Source organism: Chitinophaga polysaccharea, assembly GCF_902150045.1.
Classification (GTDB): Bacteria; Bacteroidota; Bacteroidia; order Chitinophagales; family Chitinophagaceae; genus Chitinophaga; species Chitinophaga polysaccharea_A.
In genome coordinates this window covers 135,253-150,421 of record NZ_CABFVU010000005.1, presented here as the reverse complement: position 1 = coordinate 150,421, position 15,169 = coordinate 135,253, and the positions used below count along the sequence as shown (strand labels likewise).

Genomic DNA, 15,169 nt, shown 5'->3' with positions numbered 1-15,169 from the left:
AAAATCTCCACAGGATGTAAAAAATGATCTTCACTGCTGTGAAAAAAATCCCTGGTTATATGCACGGGCTGGCTAGATCAGCACTTTATTATCCACCGCACATTTTATAAGCATGGCGGTATTCCGCGCATTGAATTTGCCAAGCAGGTTCCGGCGGTGACTATCTACCGTATCTGAACTGATAAATAATTTCTCTGCAATTTCAAGATTGGTGTGCCCATTGGCAATGAGGCACAACACTTCCTTTTCCCTTTTGGTAATATGCAACGGCAGCAGGTCTTTACTGAGCTCCTGTTTTAATTCTGCCGAGAGATAGGTGCGCCCGGAATATACATCATGTATGGCCCGCAGCAGCTCTTCCTTATCGGCATTTTTCATCAGGCAGCCGCTGGCGCCGCTATCGAGCATACCGGCAATACCGCTGTCGTTTTTATGATAACTTAGTCCCAGTACGGCAATACCGGGATAGCGTTTTTTAATGCAGGCACAAAGTTCTGCGCCACTGATATCGGGCAGCAGGGTATCCAGTAAAACAACATCAGCCGTGTGCTGATCCAAAAAATGAAGACAGGAAACACCGTTCCTGGTTTCACCTGCCAGCTGGATATCTTTTTCCATTCTTAGTAAAGATCGCAATCCTTCAAGTATCAATGGATGATCATCAACAAAATATAAACGGATCATGGTTTTTCGGTTTGCTGTAACGTCTATGCGATGGCATAAAATAAAATCGGGCGAACAACTGAAATGCTCATTTACTATGCATGTAATATAGTGAAAAAATCAAGACAAGTTTAATCTATCAGCATACATTCTCCCCATGCAGGTCTAATAGCGTTATCCACGAAGCTGATCAGCGACAGCCCGATACCGGCAATCCCTTCCAATACATTATGGCTGCTGATATACTCCGGGTGATGATAAAATTTATAACCTGCAGGGCCATCGTCCCAGGTGTTCATTTGCAGGGTATGCTGCCACCAGTAACCGGAAGCATTTATCAATGCAGGATCCGCTGCGGCCAGCCCGGCCTGCTGAAGGATATGGGCAATACCTGCGCTGCCATGACATAAGCAACCATCGTGCACTGCGCCGTTTTTCAGGTTCCTGTGACTGATAATATGTTTAAAAAGATGTTGGGCTTCTTCCCGGTAAGTACTGTTATCCAGGCGTTTTCCCGCGCCTTGCAGCATAACGGCAATACCAAGATCACCATAACACCATCCCAACCGGCTGTGGGCATCGCCCATCGCTTCATTGGAGGCATTTACAATAGTAGGAAAACGTGAATGCGTGTCTGCTGCCGTAGTATTCCTGGTGCGCAGCAACCATTGGATGCTGCTGTCGATAAGCCTGCGGGTACGTTCTTTTGCAATGCCCTTTTCATAACAGCGCGCCAGCACGGAAATAATAGCGGGCACGCCATGCGCGAGGCCAAGATTAAACAGGTTTTCATCAGGGTGTTGCTGGCTTTTACTGGAGAAATGATCTTTCCAGGCAATACCGCCGGGTAAGGCGATGGCGCTTTCCTCCAGGCGGGCTACCAGGTTTTCCAGTTGTGCAACTGCAATGGGCGCAGGCAAACGCTCCAAAAAATAAAGGGCCGTACCCAGTCCATGATGCAGGAAATCATTCCGTTCCTCTGCCAGTTCTGATGTCATAAAATCCGCTACCAGCGGATCAATATCTGCAAAAATATCTTCTGTATCGTCCGCTTCAATGAAACCCGTTGCCACCAGGTGCCGGATGCACCATGCCACGCCGGCAATACCGCTGCAATGCGAGCCATTCATGGGCTCCTCAGATAATGCCCGCAGGCACTTTTCAATGATGTAATGAACATTGTCCAGGTGTTCTTCTTTGCCTGTGAGCTGATAATAATAGGCATAAAACAAAGCTACGCCGGTGTATCCTCCCAGCAGGCTGCTGTTGGTATCTTCCAGGATAAATGGGTCCAGTGCAGCGCAAATCCTTTGCAATACTGCGGTAGCCTCTTGCTGTTGATCCATAAGTTAAATTCCGTGATAAAATATATAATGGCAAAACACGCAGGCATAATGCCATACGTGTTTTGCCATACAGTCAGGTTGCTGTGAATATTGACGGATCAGTAGCGACAGGAGTCGAGGCTGCAGATAGGCGCGCCCTGGCTGATATTGTCTGTACAGATCCGGAGAGAGCAAAGAACTGAACAGGTGCCCACGGTGGCGGCCATCTGTTGCGGTCCTGCTGCGTTGGAAAGACTGGCTACTTTTATTTTACCCAGACTGAGTTTTTTGCCTGTTGATTTTTTCATAGCACAAGATTTTTTAGCAATAAAGTGATGAGTTAAAATATACAGGAATCTTCGCTGCATACGGGTGCGCCCTGGCTTAAGCAGGTGATCTTAATACTGGGCACACAGGCGAGCGACTGGATCAGCTGGGCTACTTCCCTGTTCTCAATATTTACTTTGCTGAGGTCAGCTACTTTAATTTTGCCGAGGCTCAATTTTTTACCGTTTTTTTTCATGGTTTCTCAATTTAAAAGCAAGGATCTTTGGAAATAGGAGGTGTACATTTCATCATCAGGCTGCAGCCGGTGTATGTGGGCGCTTTTGCATCGGCTTGTTCCTGGCTGATACTGAGCTTAGCCACTTTTAATTTACCCAGGGCCAGTTTTTTTACAGGTGTTTTTCTCATTTCGCAAATGTTTATGGTTGAAAAATAATAGACATAAGAATTGGCAGGTTCAGTATAATAGGGCCATTTGAAATACAGGTTTTACAAGATTACAGGATGATAAATGTAGGGAGAAAGTAAGAAACCGGAGATCACGGAAAAACGTGATTTTTTCGCTAACGATGTTTAAACATGCTTTTTACCGGTTTTACGTGATGCCCTTTTATGAGAGAAAAAATTACCTTCAGTTTTTAACGTTGACCTAGCGCCATGATCAGAGCTGAAAACTTCTATGTGGTAAGAACACCGCTGTTACCAGTGAATATTGTCACTCAGTTACACCATATCAGCAATGCCTCCCTTGCACCAGTTATCAAAGCTATTTTCCGGGACGAGTTCCTGCAGGAAGCCATTTATATTGCTTCCCCGGAATTGTACCAGGAATTGCAGAAATGGCTGGCCACCGGCAATGAGAACCCCAAACTGGCGTCGGCGCTGTACCGTTACCTGCTGAGGATGAGCAGCCGGTGCACTCCCTACGGTCTTTTTGCTGGCTGCGCCACCGGCAGTGTGTCTGATCATACTGCCATCCGGCTGAACGATAAACAGCTGCATAAAAAACATTGCCGCCTGGATATGAACTATGTGGCAGAACTTACCGCCGCCATTACCGCTATACCGGCTATCAGGGAGCAATTACTTTATTTCCCCAACAACTCTTTATACCCTGCAGGCGCCCAATACCGCTATGCCGCCTACAGCGTTAAAAATAAGATCCGCAACTATTACCTCACCGCCGTCAACTATAGCAGCTATCTGGAGAAAATGCTGGAAACGGCTGCCCGCGGTGCAACGCTAACGGATATACGCAACAGCATTGTAAGTGAGGCAGATGATATCTCTGCTGAGGAAGCTGCTGCGTTTACAGAGGAGCTCTTACAGCACCAGCTGCTGGTGAGCGAACTGGAACCCACGGTTACCGGGGAGGAGTTTTTTGTGCACCTGGTAAACAGGTTAAAGAAATTACTACACACAACAGAAACGGTGGCCGCACTGGAAGCTATACAAAGCTTGCTGCAGCTGCAGCAAACAGGTGTTCAAAAGTATACTGCCACGCATGAACTGGTGCAATCGCTGTTAACGGAAACCAGTAACAAAGACCTGGTACAAACAGACCTGTTCCTTTCTACGCAGAAAAATAGCCTGAGCCATACCGTTATCAATGAGCTTTCCGCACAGGTAGCGCAACTGTGGAAACTGGCCAGCAACGATAACAATAGTGACCTGCGGCAGTTTTGCGACGCCTTCAGGCAACGTTATGAAGAACAGGAGATCTCTCTCAGCCTGGCGTTGGACACGGAAGCCGGTATTGGCTACGGAGCACACAGTCAGCGTAATACAGACCACACGCCGCTGGTAGACAATATCCATATTCCCCCGAACAATACCGTAGCTACCGGTACCCGCAGTAAAATGCAGGACTTCCAGCTGCAACAGTTACAGCAATGCCTGCAGGAGAACAGGTCAGTGATCACGCTTACGCGGGAGCAGCTGGACGGCTTCCGGGAGAAGGAAACACCGGCACTCCCCCACAGCATGTACCTGATGGGAAGCATTTTAAGCAGCAGCGCCGCCGCTGTCGATAACGGTGATTACCTCTTTGATATGAATGGCTGCAGCGGCCCATCGGCCGCCAACTTGCTGGGAAGGTTCTGTCATGGCGATGAACAGCTGGCTACCCATGTAAAAGCCTGTTTACAGGCCGAGGAAGCCAGTGATCCGGGGAAGATCTATGCAGAGGTGATTCACCTCCCCGAATCCCGGACCGGCAATATCCTGATGCGACCACGGTTACGGGAATATGAAATTGTGTACCTGGCTAACAGTCTTGCTCCGAAAGAGTACCAGCTGCACCTCTCCGACCTCATGGTAAGCGTACAGCGTAACAAAGTAGTGCTGCGTTCCCGGCGGCTGAATAAGATCATTGTACCAAGGCTCAGCACTGCGCACAACTACCGCCAGGGCCTACCGGTATATAAATTCCTGTGCGACCTCCAGTTCCAGGACTATCATACCGGCATTGGCTGGCATTGGCAGATACCCGGCGATATTACCTTTTATCCCCGTGTGCAGTATGGTAATATCATCCTCAGCAAAAGCACCTGGATGCTCCATAAAAAAACATACCCGGCACTGGCCAAGGCTTCGCCGGATAACTATATGGAGATCTTTGGAGAGATAAGGACCAGGCTTAAGCTCCCCCGCTATGTAGTAGTAAAGGAAGGCGACAATGAACTGCCTGCCGATCTTGATAATGAAGTAGCTGTACATCTGCTGGTAACTACCCTGTTAAAAAAAGAACAGGTCACTTTACAGGAATACCTCCACACGCCCGGCAACTGCTGGATAAACGGGCCTGATGGCCCGCACACCAATGAGTTTATTATTCCCCTCAGGAATATATCTTCCGGAAAGGAAAAAAAACAAACAACAGCAACTGTTGCATCACTTACGGCTACGCCCACACGAAAATTTACTACCGGCAGCGAATGGCTGTACGTAAAACTATACGCCGGCACAAGGAGCGCGGAAACTATCCTGAAGGAAAAGATACTGCCGCTAACACAGGAACTGATGCAGGAAGGTATCATCGATCAATGGTTCTTTATCCGTTATACAGATCCGGAACATCACCTGCGGATCAGGTTCCATCATCATGAAAACAGGCAGTTCTGGAGCACAGTGCTGGAACGGCTGCATGCCGCACTGGCCGGAAACGCCAGCCAGGATCAGGTATACCGCGTGCAAACAGATACCTACGAAAGGGAAATAGAGCGCTACGGTGCGGATACCATGCTGCTTAGCGAAGCCATATTTCATTACGACAGTGAATGCGTGGTGAGCATCCTGGACCTGCTGGAAGAGGAAGAAGGGGAAAACTACCGCTGGATGCTGGCATTAAGAGGTGTAAATATGCTGCTGGATGATTTCGGGTATACCCTGCCGGCAAAATCGGCGTTATTAAAAATGCTGCAGAAAAGTTTCTTTGAAGAATTTGGAGGAGAGAAATCCTTACTTGTTCAACTGAACGATAAATACCGGGAAGAAATGCGGAAAGTAAGCGGTATCCTTGATCCGGCGCAGGATGCCGATCATGGCATTGAAGCCGCTGTGGCGTGTTTTCAAACCCGCTCCACCGGTATAAGGGAACAACTCAAAGCCGTTCATCTTTCCAACCCCGACGACCTGCTTTGCAGCTACATCCATATGTTCCTCAACAGGATCCTTTTATCCAACCAGCGTAAACATGAGCTGGTGATCTATCATTTTCTCAGCAGGTATTATGAATCCATGTTGGCCATCTCCAAAAAACAAATCAATTTAATTGTTCACTAAATACATATTCGTATGAAAAAGAAGAATGCGCAAAAAATGAAGCTGGGCGCTATTAAAGTGGCCAGGTTAAATGCCGGCATCTCACAGATGGATCAACAGCAGAAAAAGATCACTCATCCTACCACTACGGTCATCAGGACTTTTGACTGCTAACTGTTCCGACCGCGCTGCCGGGTTGTTTCGCGTCATAGAAAGCAGCCCGGCAACCGGTATTATCCGCTCCCGGTTAAAGTCTTTCTATTTCGCTTAAAGGAAAACTGATTTCCCCGAAAGGGTTTACTACTTTCAACATCAGTTCCCCGTAATGCAAGTAAAGATCGGCCACCATTTCCCCATCCTTTCCTTTCCATTTTGTATTGGCCTGTAAATAGCGTTTGAGTTTCGGCTCTAGCTGTGCACCACCCTTCCATTTCCTGTCATTCAGCAGGGCCACATACACTTTGTATCCTTTGGGTTGTGAAGCGGCGATCAGCAGCTTCTCCATTTCTTCCGGGATACCCATATAATACAAATGCTTTCTGTGATCTGCTGCAATATGCTGCATGTGATCGTTTGCAGATGCCAGGTCTTTGTAAGGCGTGATCAAAAAGGTTTCTATTGTGTCCGTATCCAGGTGATCCTTCCCCCGCGGGTAGCTTTGCCTGACGAAAGCAGTAAAATGATGCTTCGTTAACGACATGATCAACTCAATTGATAGAAGCGCCAAAGGATTGTGCATGTGCTTTATTTATACGGACCGAAGATACTAACATTATTAGCACACATAAAAATAAAAAAGCCCTGATGGCCACTACAGCATGGTTCTCAAGGCTTTTTTACATTATTCATGTTGCTTTCTGAAACAAAAATACTAATATTTTTAGTAAATCCTAATTTATTTTTCGGCTCAGGCAATATGACTATCATGTTTAGTCCAGATAAGGGCGCCGGTATCATACCCAAGCCCGGCAGCCAGTGCCAGGAACCGGTTTTTAATATCTTCGGGAATGCTGCGGGTGCGGGACAGGATCCAGATATAGTTAAGATTATTACCGGCCACCAGTGCGTATTGGTATTTTTCGTCGATGTCAATTACGTTGTAGCCTGCATAGAACGGGCCGGCGAAAGATATTTTCAAACGGCCTTCATCCCCGCCGTTTACGAGTGCGGCTTTGCCCACGCTCTCTTTCCACCGGTATTTCCTGGTATCGTATCCCCTGTTATCCACCTTTATTTTTCCATCTTCACTGAATGAATAAGTAGCCGATACATTACTAAGATAATGCTCAAACCGGTAATCAAGGCGCGCAATTTCATACCAGGTTCCCATAAACTTTTGTACATCAAATGGCGAAACAGCCTTGGCCCCTTTGGGGATGGACACTTTGGTATTATTATATAGCAGATAGGCGGCGGCAGCAGAAGCAGCTGCTCCCAGGACCAGCAGTTTTTTGTTATTCATAAAGTATGATTATTAAAAAGGTTTCTCAATCAGCCGGGATACTACAAAAAGGCTGCCTGACCGGAAGTGCCTGCCAGCAAGGGGTTACTGGAATGGGGATGTTGCGGAATTGCTACAAATAGCGGATTTTGTCTGACTCAGGATTAAACTGATTACGCTGATTACACTGATTTTATTTTTTGGATTTTATAATGATTAAAAAGATTTTGATAGATATAAACGGATATCGCTTATATCTCCCAAAATCCTTTAAAATCAAAAAAGATAAAATCAGTGTAATCAGCGTAATCAGTTTAATCCTGAGTCAGACAACCTCCGCATCCATTCTCTGCTGGAACCCTTCCAGGAACTGTCCTACATGAAACCCATCCATCAGGGCATGGTGCACATGTACTGATACAGGCATTACTTTCCGGTCACCTGCCTCCCGCACTTTTCCGAAGCTGATCTTGGGGCAGCTGTCTTTAAACGAGAAGCTCCGTGCATGCGATATGGCCGTAAAGTTAATCCATGGCAGCGAAGAATAATGGATCACATTTTCCCCGGACACGGCAGGCACCAGTCCTGTACTTTGCCGCACTCTTTCGATCTCTGTTTTGCTGTTAGCTTCAAAGGTGGCAGCATCTTCATAAAAATCCATATAGGCAAAACCAAAAGTACCATCGGGCCGGTTAATGGTGGGCGATGCGTGTACCCGGTCATATTCCCATACTTCCCCATCGTTAATACGGTAGCGGAAAGGCGTTACTTCATTAGCGGCGGCGAGCGATTTATGCAGGTAGCTCAGAAAAAAGGAGCCACCGTTTGCTTTAACCCTGTTAAAATCAACAGTACAGTCGACTTCAGCGGTAATGCCAAAAAATGGCTCTTCAAACTGGCGGAAGAAATTAAAATGTTCTTTTCTCGCCCATGTATCCAGGTTTAATAATTGTTTCATAATACCAGGTGCGGCAGGATATCTGCCATTGTATTAAACTCATAAAATCGGGGATCTTCAATGGTATGTTCTATGCGCTCGTGCTGCCAGGTGGTATGATAAGGAATGTGGATAGCATGCCCACCCAGCGCCAGCACCGGTAAAACGTCTGATTTCAGGGAGTTGCCTATCATCAGGAATTCTTCCGGGCGGCAGTCGAGATGCTTTATTAATTTGCGGTAGTCACTTTCCTTTTTATCGCTCATAATTTCAATATGATGGAAATAGTGCTCCAGCCCTGATTTTCCCAGCTTGCGTTCCTGGTCCAGCAGATCACCTTTGGTGGCCACTACCAGCCTGTATTTACCTGAAAGCGCCTGCAGCACTTCTTCCACCCCATCCAGCAACTCAATGGGCTTGTTCAGCATTTCCTGGCCATATCGGATCACTTTATGTAATATCTCAGGACTGGCGGTATTTTCAGTTACACGTAGTACCGTTTCTATCATGCAAAGCATAAAGGACTTTATACCGTAGCCATACAGCTCCAGGTTGGCCATTTCTGTTTTAAACAGTTCCTGCGACACAGTATGATGCGGCAGGTAATCTTCCAGCAGGTTACAAAAGAGGGTTTCTGTTTCCTGGAAGTAGGGTTCGTTCACCCAAAGGGTATCATCGGCATCGAATGCGATAACGCTAATATCAGAGATCATTGTTATTTTTATGTTTTTCCGGGTACAAAAATAAAGCCCGGCAGGTTATAAAACGGGACATTTGTCTCACCCTTTTTTTAGTATGTTACGGACCAATCCTGCTTTTCTTCATTTCATGGAACAATTCACTGCCGGCGCCCCGGAAGGGGAAACGGTAGCGATAAAAACTTTTGCTCCCGGCACACGGCTTATCATCCAGGGAGATACTATCAGCCATGTGTATATTATCAGGGAGGGTATTACCAAATGTTATATCGAGGAAGAAAACGGGAAGGAGTATATTTTCGAATTCCTGGGCAAGGGAGAAATTACCGGGGACCTGGAAGGGATCAGGAAAGAAAAATGCTTGTGTAATATCGAAGCCATTACTTCAGTTACCGCCTATGCCATTCCACATACCTTGTTTGCCTGGCTGCTGGTAAACAATACAACATTCAACCGGCTGTTGCTGGAGGAACTGGCCGTTCGTATCCGGCAAACCTGTATCCGCACCTCTTACCAGCAATTATATCCCGTGGAATATGCGTTGCTCCGTTTACTGGCACTGGAAGCTGCGCAGGATATTGTTATCCCTAAAAAAGATATGGCATCTTACCTGGGTATTACCATCCGGACCTTTAACAGGACATTAAAGGAACTAAGGGCTAAAAATATCCTGGACCCCAAGGGGTTAAATATTGACCTGAGCAGGAAACAGCTTGAAAAAACATTACGCAGGTTTGAGGAGATGCGATAATGATATAACGCTTACCCGTATACGAAAATAAGGGCCATTACTTTTTTACGCAACGGCCCCTTTCAGTTATTTAAACAGCCTCCATTCGCTCAGCTGGAAATCCACGCTGCCATTGGTGCCTGTTACATACACGGCGTAATATTTATATGCAGTGGTATTGGCAATAGCGAATTGCCGGGTTTGATTCCTGGCGCTGAACACCTGGTTGGTTTGCGTATCCAGTACAGTCCAGGTAGTACCATTATCCGAGCCCTTCAGCTGCCAGTTCTTCGGATCGCGGTCAATGGCATCATCACCGGAAGTAAGGGTATATGATTTTACGGTTTGCTCCGTGGTGAATTGCAGCTGCATTTTAAAATCGGCGGGCACTGAATTTACGAACAGTTTGGTGCTGTAAACATTGTCGGTCAGTTTCAGCGAGCCCTCCGCAGCGGAAGCCCCGCCCCCGTTCTCCTTGCTCACCGTGATAGTACCGGCGCCCGTAATATCATCCGATGGATAGGTAATGCCGAAGAAGGTTGATTTGGCCTGTTTCAGCTGGGCGGTCCAGTCGTTGCCCTGTTCATCTTTATTACCGAAGGCAGTAAGCGCCAGCTGCTTCAGGTCTTTATTGGCAGCGCCGCTCCAGTAATGCACAAACTCGCCGAAGTTAAGCCCGCGGCTGTATTCAGGATAGGTAGTGATGCCGTTGTTGAATGTTTGTTTTGGGAAGTGCTGTGCCAGCAGTGAAAAGAATTTATTCAGCGTAGCAGCGCCGCCATAATTGGTGTAGACAGGATAAAACCAGTCCCTGAACCAGTAGGTGCCTGCGCGGGGAAAAGCATCTGTTTGCGTGATCTTCATATTATACCAGCGGGTTGCGTCGCTGCTGCGGCCCAGGGCCAGGTACACGTCATACTGGTAGATCTCCATCCATTTACTGTCGTGCCATATACCAAAGGCCGGGGAGCCGTGCACGCCCTTGGAAGCGCCCTCTACAATATGGCCTACCTCGTGCGTGGTAAGATCGATATCGTTGCCAACGCCTGAAATCCATGCATTGGGATCGGAAGATCCCACATCTATTACGTTGCGGTAATCATGACCTCCATCCATGTACGTGGAAGGATGCCCTCCGGAATACTTGCCGGAGTGAAAGATCGCAAAAAGGCGGGAGTCGTCGCCAAAGGCGCCGTACCTGCTTTTAGTGTAGTTCCATACCTGCGCAAGATAGGTGTTGGGCCAGGTGATGCTGCTGTTTACATCATTATCAAAATATACCGCTACACTGGTATCATAAAAAACGCGGTTCAGCAGCTGCTGGTGCTCAAACCAGTGCTCCTGCCAGGTGGCAGGCGGCGTTGCCAGTACCTGCAGCTCTTTTTTTTGGGTAACGGGTTGAAGGTCGTTGCCGGGAGCGCTTTTCTTTCCGCATCCGGTCAGTATGCCCAGCGTGATGCATGCTGCAGCAAACAATAAAGTTTTCATACTGTGTTTTTTTAGATGAATAATAAAAGGGGGTTTCGGGTTTTCAATTTATACGTAACAGCACCAGGTGATGATGTTACCGTTCAGTTTTGGTTGTTCAGGTATATAAGTTAACACATCTTTTCACCGTAACCTGTCAACAGAATTTAAACAATTGTAAACAGATCTTAAACAGCCAAAGGAGTGCAACGGGCTGCACTCCTTTGGCGCGGGTATAGGTGACCGTTATTTCGCTGTGTGGGTATCGCGGATATGGATGACCGTTATCCTGCTGTGTGGATATACATTTCTTTACGCGGGTATGGGCGACCGTTATTCTGTTGCACGGGTATATAATCCCCCGTCCATGCTAATGCCCAGGCGTTTCATCATAGCAGGCATATCAAACCCCGACCGCTTATACTCCGCCTGCACCTGTTCCCTGGCGCTGGCTACAGCTGCCTTGTTTTCCCATTGTGCAATGGTTATAAAAACAAGGTTCCCCTGTTCATCGAAGTGCTCATAGGCAACGTCGGAAATAAACCCCGGTAATGTTCTTATAAACTGACGGTTCACCGCCACCCTTTGTTTGAACGCTGCAATACCGGCAGGTGGCACCAGGAATTTATCAATGAACTGTACCTGCTCGTTTACCGGTGCAGTGGCGATGTCCGCCGGCAATACGCCCAATGCAGTTAAAAATCCCAGGCGGTCTGTTTGTACTTCGCCCGCGATGATCTTCCCGTTCTTTAATTCATAAATGGCTATACCATTGATATGAATGGCTTTCCCGGTAGCGGGAATATTTCTGTAGGTACCGGTTTGAGTGCCGTACCAGGTCCATTTTGCCACTACCTTATCGCCGTCGCACACCAGTGAGGATATTTTCCATTGTATGTCGGGAAAGGCCGCAATGAGCGGCGCTATGGGTGCGGTAAAACCCGCTACTCCTTTACTTCCTTCCGGCCCGGTATATTCTTCTGATACGATCACCGGCAGTAAGCTCATATCTTTCTTATTCATTACATTTTCATACAGATCCTGTATAATGGCTTTGTTCTTTTCCATAATTTCTTTTTGCTGATGAATACTTTTTTCCTGTGAAAATGATAGTACCGGCAGCAGCAGTGCCATGGCCAGGTATATCGCTCTATGAACTGATCTCATTGTTTTTCTTTTCACAAAAGTATTGCTCCTGCCAGCCCGGGGATTGTAAAAAATCATTGATCTGCCCGCCGGTTCAAGGGTGCGCCGGCGCCCGGATCACAGAACATGCCAAAAACAACAGCTGCTACCTGGGAATTTCCGCAGGTGAAGAATAGTTGCTTTTTGGTAGTTTAGCCGTTGAAAAGCCGCGTATACAGGCGCGTGACAGGAACAGGGTATACCAGGAGAAATCCGGGGGAAAGAACAGGACGCCCGGGCTTTATTATGAATACAGGGGAAAATGACGCACTGAAAAGATCAGGAATACATGATAACAATGGCAATACTAAACAGGACAATCCACTACAAACTAGATAAGTTAAAATCTAAATTAACTTATTACCAACACCTTAAAATTGAAATTTCCGGCTTCGTGAAAGATAAAATCCTATATTAGAAGCTTGAAAAAGGCCGTGTGCAGGCTTTTTATATTAACCCTTAATAAATAACAAAAAGATTAAACGGGAGCACCTGAATATTACTTATATTAATGTTATTAGCCGGACAGTATGCTGCTAAAGGGAAACGGCAAAATGCCGCTGTGACGTAAAAGCTAAAAAAGTACATGAACACATACCAACATTATTCTTTTGATCTATGGTTAACTTTAATAAAATCGAATCCTTTATTTAAACAGGAAAGGACCCGGTTTTTTTACGACCATTTCAATCAACACCAAAAAACGCAGGAAGAGGTAGGCCGCATATTCCGCAGGGTAGACTTGCTATGCAATGCCATCAATGAAAAAACGGGCGGTAATATTGATGCGGAAGAAATGTACCTCATGGTGATCAGTGAAATGAATGATTACAGCAACGCCTTCGGGAACATCGACCTGGCGGCCCTTTACCAGGAAATGGACGCATTGGTGCTTAAATACCTCCCGGTTATTTATTGTTCAGAAACCGTAAGAACATTACGCAGGATAAAAGAATCGCCCGACCGCACCGTTAGTTTGCTCAGTAATACCGCCTTTATAAAGGGCAGTACTTTGAGAAGGGTGCTGCAGGAGCTGGAACTGGAACAGTATTTCGATTTCCAGCTGTATTCAGATGAAACAGGTATGTCGAAGCCCAATGAAAAAATGTTCCGGCTTATGCTCGACAATGTGGCTGAGGTAAGAAAAGACCCGGCCCTCCCGCTAAGTAACATCATACATATTGGCGATAATATAAAGGCAGATATCGATGGCGCACAGGTGGCAGGCATTCATACTTTACTGGTCAACTCCAATAATCAATGTATCTCAAGCTTAGTTAACTGATGACGACAACCTATTCACTTCATAAGATCACCAACGCGGAATTTTTTGGGTTTTCGCCCGATGACTACAGCCGTTTTAAATTCGGGGACGATGCGGTTGCTGAAAAATTTGGTACCGGCCTGGCAGACGGTTTTATTGAGCATCACCTGAAAGGAAAGGAAGTGCCGCAGTTTGTGGTGGTATCCAGCCCCTACTCTTTTATACCAACGGCCACCTTTGCCATGAAAAACTATTTCGTTTTCCAGCTGAACAGGTGGCTGGCGGCGCATGGGCACCCGGTTCTACAGGAAACCAAAGTACACCGCACCATCACCTACAAGGAGGATTACGGTGAACTGGATGCAGAACAACGGTTAAAGCTGATCGGCAACGACAGCTTTCATATAGACCGGCATTTCCTGATGGGGAAAAAAGTGATCTTCCTGGATGATATCCGGATCACCGGGGGCCATGAAAGGATGATCCTGAAAATGGTGGATGCGTACGACCTCTCCAATGATATATACCTGCTGTATTATGCAGAGCTGCAGAATAAAAGCATTCATCCCAACATTGAAAATTACCTGAACTATCATTACGTGAAGTCTATTTTCCACCTGGAAAAGATCATCCAGGGCGAACATTTCTTCATTAATACAAGGATTGTAAAGTATATCCTGAATTATGATTTCGATTCATTTTGTATTTTCCTGCAAAATCAAACGGATAAATTCGTAAATCTTTTGTATAATATGGCCCTGGGAAATGGCTATCATACGATAGAAGTTTACCAGAAAAATCTGAATTTCATCAAAAATTACTTATTTAACAGAAAACATAAAAGCTTACAACATGGCAATTAATTTGCAAAAAGGTCAGCGGCAAACGATCAATGCGCCCAAATTCGTAATTGGCCTGGGATGGGACGCAAATGCTTCTTCTACCGGCACCAGCTTCGATCTGGATGCCTCCCTGTTTGTAATGGGAGAAAATAAAAAGATATTATCTGATCAGCACTTTATTTTTTACAATAACCTGGTAACACCAGATGGCAGCGTAGAGCATACCGGCGATAACCTTACCGGCGAAGGCACCGGCGATGATGAACAGATCAAAATTGACCTGGCTAAAGCAGATCCGAAGATCACTGAAATATGCATAGTGGTTACCATCCATGAAGCGGAAACACGCAGGCAGAACTTCGGACAGGTAAGGAATTCCTTTATACGTATATTCGACCCCGTTACCAACGAAGTGCTGCTGAAATATGAACTGGAAGAAGACTTCTCTATTGAAACAGCGGTAGAATTCGGCAGGATCTACAAACGTAACGACGAATGGAAATTTGAAGCAGTAGGCGTTGGCATGAAGGGCGGCCTGCAGGACTACCTGAACAAATACAACTAATCCTT

At 46.3% G+C, this 15,169-nt stretch carries 17 protein-coding genes; 6 read left to right on the top strand and 11 right to left on the bottom strand.

The window, feature by feature from the left end; genetic code table 11:
• Nucleotides 1-72 precede the first annotated feature (72 nt).
• The 5 genes from FN124_RS28675 to FN124_RS31075 form a co-directional block, all read right to left on the bottom strand.
• The gene (locus FN124_RS28675; RefSeq protein ID WP_142688231.1) at nt 73-684 is read right to left on the bottom strand and encodes a response regulator; all 612 of its coding nucleotides are present in this window, start codon (nt 682-684) and stop codon (nt 73-75) included.
• 110 nt (nt 685-794) lie between these two features.
• Complete coding sequence (locus FN124_RS28670; protein ID WP_142688230.1) at nt 795-2,009, bottom strand: lanthionine synthetase C family protein; 1,215 nt, start codon at nt 2,007-2,009, stop codon at nt 795-797.
• Between the two features lie 98 nt (nt 2,010-2,107).
• Nucleotides 2,108-2,296 (bottom strand): hypothetical protein, encoded by a 189-nt coding sequence (locus tag FN124_RS28665; protein ID WP_142688229.1) that lies wholly within the window; start codon nt 2,294-2,296, stop codon nt 2,108-2,110.
• 32 nt (nt 2,297-2,328) lie between these two features.
• Nucleotides 2,329-2,511, bottom strand: coding sequence for a hypothetical protein (locus FN124_RS28660; RefSeq protein ID WP_142688228.1), 183 nt, complete (start codon nt 2,509-2,511; stop codon nt 2,329-2,331).
• Nucleotides 2,512-2,522: 11 nt separating this feature from the next.
• Entirely contained in the window at nt 2,523-2,681 is a 159-nt protein-coding gene (locus tag FN124_RS31075; RefSeq protein WP_185937440.1) for a hypothetical protein, read from the bottom strand.
• Between the two features lie 249 nt (nt 2,682-2,930).
• Here FN124_RS31075 and FN124_RS28655 point away from each other — a divergent pair, with 249 nt between their 5' ends.
• Both FN124_RS28655 and FN124_RS31070 read left to right on the top strand, forming a co-directional pair.
• Complete coding sequence (locus FN124_RS28655; RefSeq protein WP_142688227.1) at nt 2,931-6,056, top strand: lantibiotic dehydratase; 3,126 nt, start codon at nt 2,931-2,933, stop codon at nt 6,054-6,056.
• 12 nt (nt 6,057-6,068) lie between these two features.
• Nucleotides 6,069-6,209 carry a hypothetical protein gene (locus FN124_RS31070; RefSeq protein ID WP_185937439.1) on the top strand — a complete coding sequence of 47 codons (141 nt, stop codon included), beginning with the start codon at nt 6,069-6,071 and terminating at the stop codon, nt 6,207-6,209.
• 73 nt (nt 6,210-6,282) lie between these two features.
• Here the strand turns inward: FN124_RS31070 and FN124_RS28650 are convergent, their stop codons facing one another.
• The 4 genes from FN124_RS28650 to FN124_RS28635 form a co-directional block, all read right to left on the bottom strand.
• Nucleotides 6,283-6,735, bottom strand: a complete 453-nt coding sequence (locus FN124_RS28650) for a hypothetical protein (protein ID WP_142688226.1) — start codon at nt 6,733-6,735, stop codon at nt 6,283-6,285.
• A gap of 207 nt (nt 6,736-6,942) precedes the next feature.
• Entirely contained in the window at nt 6,943-7,497 is a 555-nt protein-coding gene (locus FN124_RS28645) for a lipocalin family protein (protein WP_142688225.1), read from the bottom strand.
• 304 nt (nt 7,498-7,801) lie between these two features.
• Nucleotides 7,802-8,434 carry a chloramphenicol acetyltransferase gene (locus FN124_RS28640; protein WP_142688224.1) on the bottom strand — a complete coding sequence of 211 codons (633 nt, stop codon included), beginning with the start codon at nt 8,432-8,434 and terminating at the stop codon, nt 7,802-7,804.
• Complete coding sequence (locus FN124_RS28635; protein ID WP_142688223.1) at nt 8,431-9,126, bottom strand: HAD family hydrolase; 696 nt, start codon at nt 9,124-9,126, stop codon at nt 8,431-8,433. The genes FN124_RS28640 and FN124_RS28635 overlap by 4 nt, the downstream gene beginning before the upstream one ends.
• A gap of 82 nt (nt 9,127-9,208) precedes the next feature.
• On the opposite strand from FN124_RS28635, the gene FN124_RS28630 reads away from it, so the two are divergent.
• Complete coding sequence (locus tag FN124_RS28630) at nt 9,209-9,862, top strand: Crp/Fnr family transcriptional regulator (protein ID WP_142688222.1); 654 nt, start codon at nt 9,209-9,211, stop codon at nt 9,860-9,862.
• 66 nt (nt 9,863-9,928) lie between these two features.
• Here FN124_RS28630 and FN124_RS28625 read toward each other — a convergent pair whose 3' ends face one another.
• The gene (locus FN124_RS28625; RefSeq protein WP_185937438.1) at nt 9,929-11,329 is read right to left on the bottom strand and encodes a hypothetical protein; all 1,401 of its coding nucleotides are present in this window, start codon (nt 11,327-11,329) and stop codon (nt 9,929-9,931) included.
• Between the two features lie 312 nt (nt 11,330-11,641).
• Nucleotides 11,642-12,475 (bottom strand): ester cyclase, encoded by an 834-nt coding sequence (locus tag FN124_RS28620; RefSeq protein WP_185937437.1) that lies wholly within the window; start codon nt 12,473-12,475, stop codon nt 11,642-11,644.
• Nucleotides 12,476-13,079: 604 nt separating this feature from the next.
• Between FN124_RS28620 and FN124_RS28615 the strand changes: the two genes are divergently transcribed.
• The 3 genes from FN124_RS28615 to FN124_RS28605 are packed head-to-tail and all read left to right on the top strand — an operon-like array spanning nt 13,080 to nt 15,164.
• Nucleotides 13,080-13,778, top strand: coding sequence for an HAD family hydrolase (locus FN124_RS28615; protein ID WP_142688220.1), 699 nt, complete (start codon nt 13,080-13,082; stop codon nt 13,776-13,778).
• Entirely contained in the window at nt 13,778-14,620 is an 843-nt protein-coding gene (locus tag FN124_RS28610; protein WP_142688219.1) for a phosphoribosyltransferase family protein, read from the top strand. The genes FN124_RS28615 and FN124_RS28610 overlap by 1 nt, the downstream gene beginning before the upstream one ends.
• The gene (locus FN124_RS28605) at nt 14,610-15,164 is read left to right on the top strand and encodes a TerD family protein (RefSeq protein ID WP_142688218.1); all 555 of its coding nucleotides are present in this window, start codon (nt 14,610-14,612) and stop codon (nt 15,162-15,164) included. Before FN124_RS28610 ends, FN124_RS28605 begins: the two co-directional genes overlap by 11 nt.
• Nucleotides 15,165-15,169 lie beyond the last annotated feature (5 nt).

What these genes read in the sequence shown, in the direction of transcription:
- FN124_RS28675 (WP_142688231.1), bottom strand. Translation starts at nt 684, where the DNA reads ATGATCCGTTTATATTTTGTTGATGATCATCCATTGATACTTGAAGGA.
- FN124_RS28670 (WP_142688230.1), bottom strand. Translation starts at nt 2,009, where the DNA reads ATGGATCAACAGCAAGAGGCTACCGCAGTATTGCAAAGGATTTGCGCT.
- FN124_RS28665 (WP_142688229.1), bottom strand. Translation starts at nt 2,296, where the DNA reads ATGAAAAAATCAACAGGCAAAAAACTCAGTCTGGGTAAAATAAAAGTA.
- FN124_RS28660 (WP_142688228.1), bottom strand. Translation starts at nt 2,511, where the DNA reads ATGAAAAAAAACGGTAAAAAATTGAGCCTCGGCAAAATTAAAGTAGCT.
- FN124_RS31075 (WP_185937440.1), bottom strand. Translation starts at nt 2,681, where the DNA reads ATGAGAAAAACACCTGTAAAAAAACTGGCCCTGGGTAAATTAAAAGTG.
- FN124_RS28655 (WP_142688227.1), top strand. Translation starts at nt 2,931, where the DNA reads ATGATCAGAGCTGAAAACTTCTATGTGGTAAGAACACCGCTGTTACCA.
- FN124_RS31070 (WP_185937439.1), top strand. Translation starts at nt 6,069, where the DNA reads ATGAAAAAGAAGAATGCGCAAAAAATGAAGCTGGGCGCTATTAAAGTG.
- FN124_RS28650 (WP_142688226.1), bottom strand. Translation starts at nt 6,735, where the DNA reads ATGTCGTTAACGAAGCATCATTTTACTGCTTTCGTCAGGCAAAGCTAC.
- FN124_RS28645 (WP_142688225.1), bottom strand. Translation starts at nt 7,497, where the DNA reads ATGAATAACAAAAAACTGCTGGTCCTGGGAGCAGCTGCTTCTGCTGCC.
- FN124_RS28640 (WP_142688224.1), bottom strand. Translation starts at nt 8,434, where the DNA reads ATGAAACAATTATTAAACCTGGATACATGGGCGAGAAAAGAACATTTT.
- FN124_RS28635 (WP_142688223.1), bottom strand. Translation starts at nt 9,126, where the DNA reads ATGATCTCTGATATTAGCGTTATCGCATTCGATGCCGATGATACCCTT.
- FN124_RS28630 (WP_142688222.1), top strand. Translation starts at nt 9,209, where the DNA reads ATGTTACGGACCAATCCTGCTTTTCTTCATTTCATGGAACAATTCACT.
- FN124_RS28625 (WP_185937438.1), bottom strand. Translation starts at nt 11,329, where the DNA reads ATGAAAACTTTATTGTTTGCTGCAGCATGCATCACGCTGGGCATACTG.
- FN124_RS28620 (WP_185937437.1), bottom strand. Translation starts at nt 12,475, where the DNA reads ATGAGATCAGTTCATAGAGCGATATACCTGGCCATGGCACTGCTGCTG.
- FN124_RS28615 (WP_142688220.1), top strand. Translation starts at nt 13,080, where the DNA reads ATGAACACATACCAACATTATTCTTTTGATCTATGGTTAACTTTAATA.
- FN124_RS28610 (WP_142688219.1), top strand. Translation starts at nt 13,778, where the DNA reads ATGACGACAACCTATTCACTTCATAAGATCACCAACGCGGAATTTTTT.
- FN124_RS28605 (WP_142688218.1), top strand. Translation starts at nt 14,610, where the DNA reads ATGGCAATTAATTTGCAAAAAGGTCAGCGGCAAACGATCAATGCGCCC.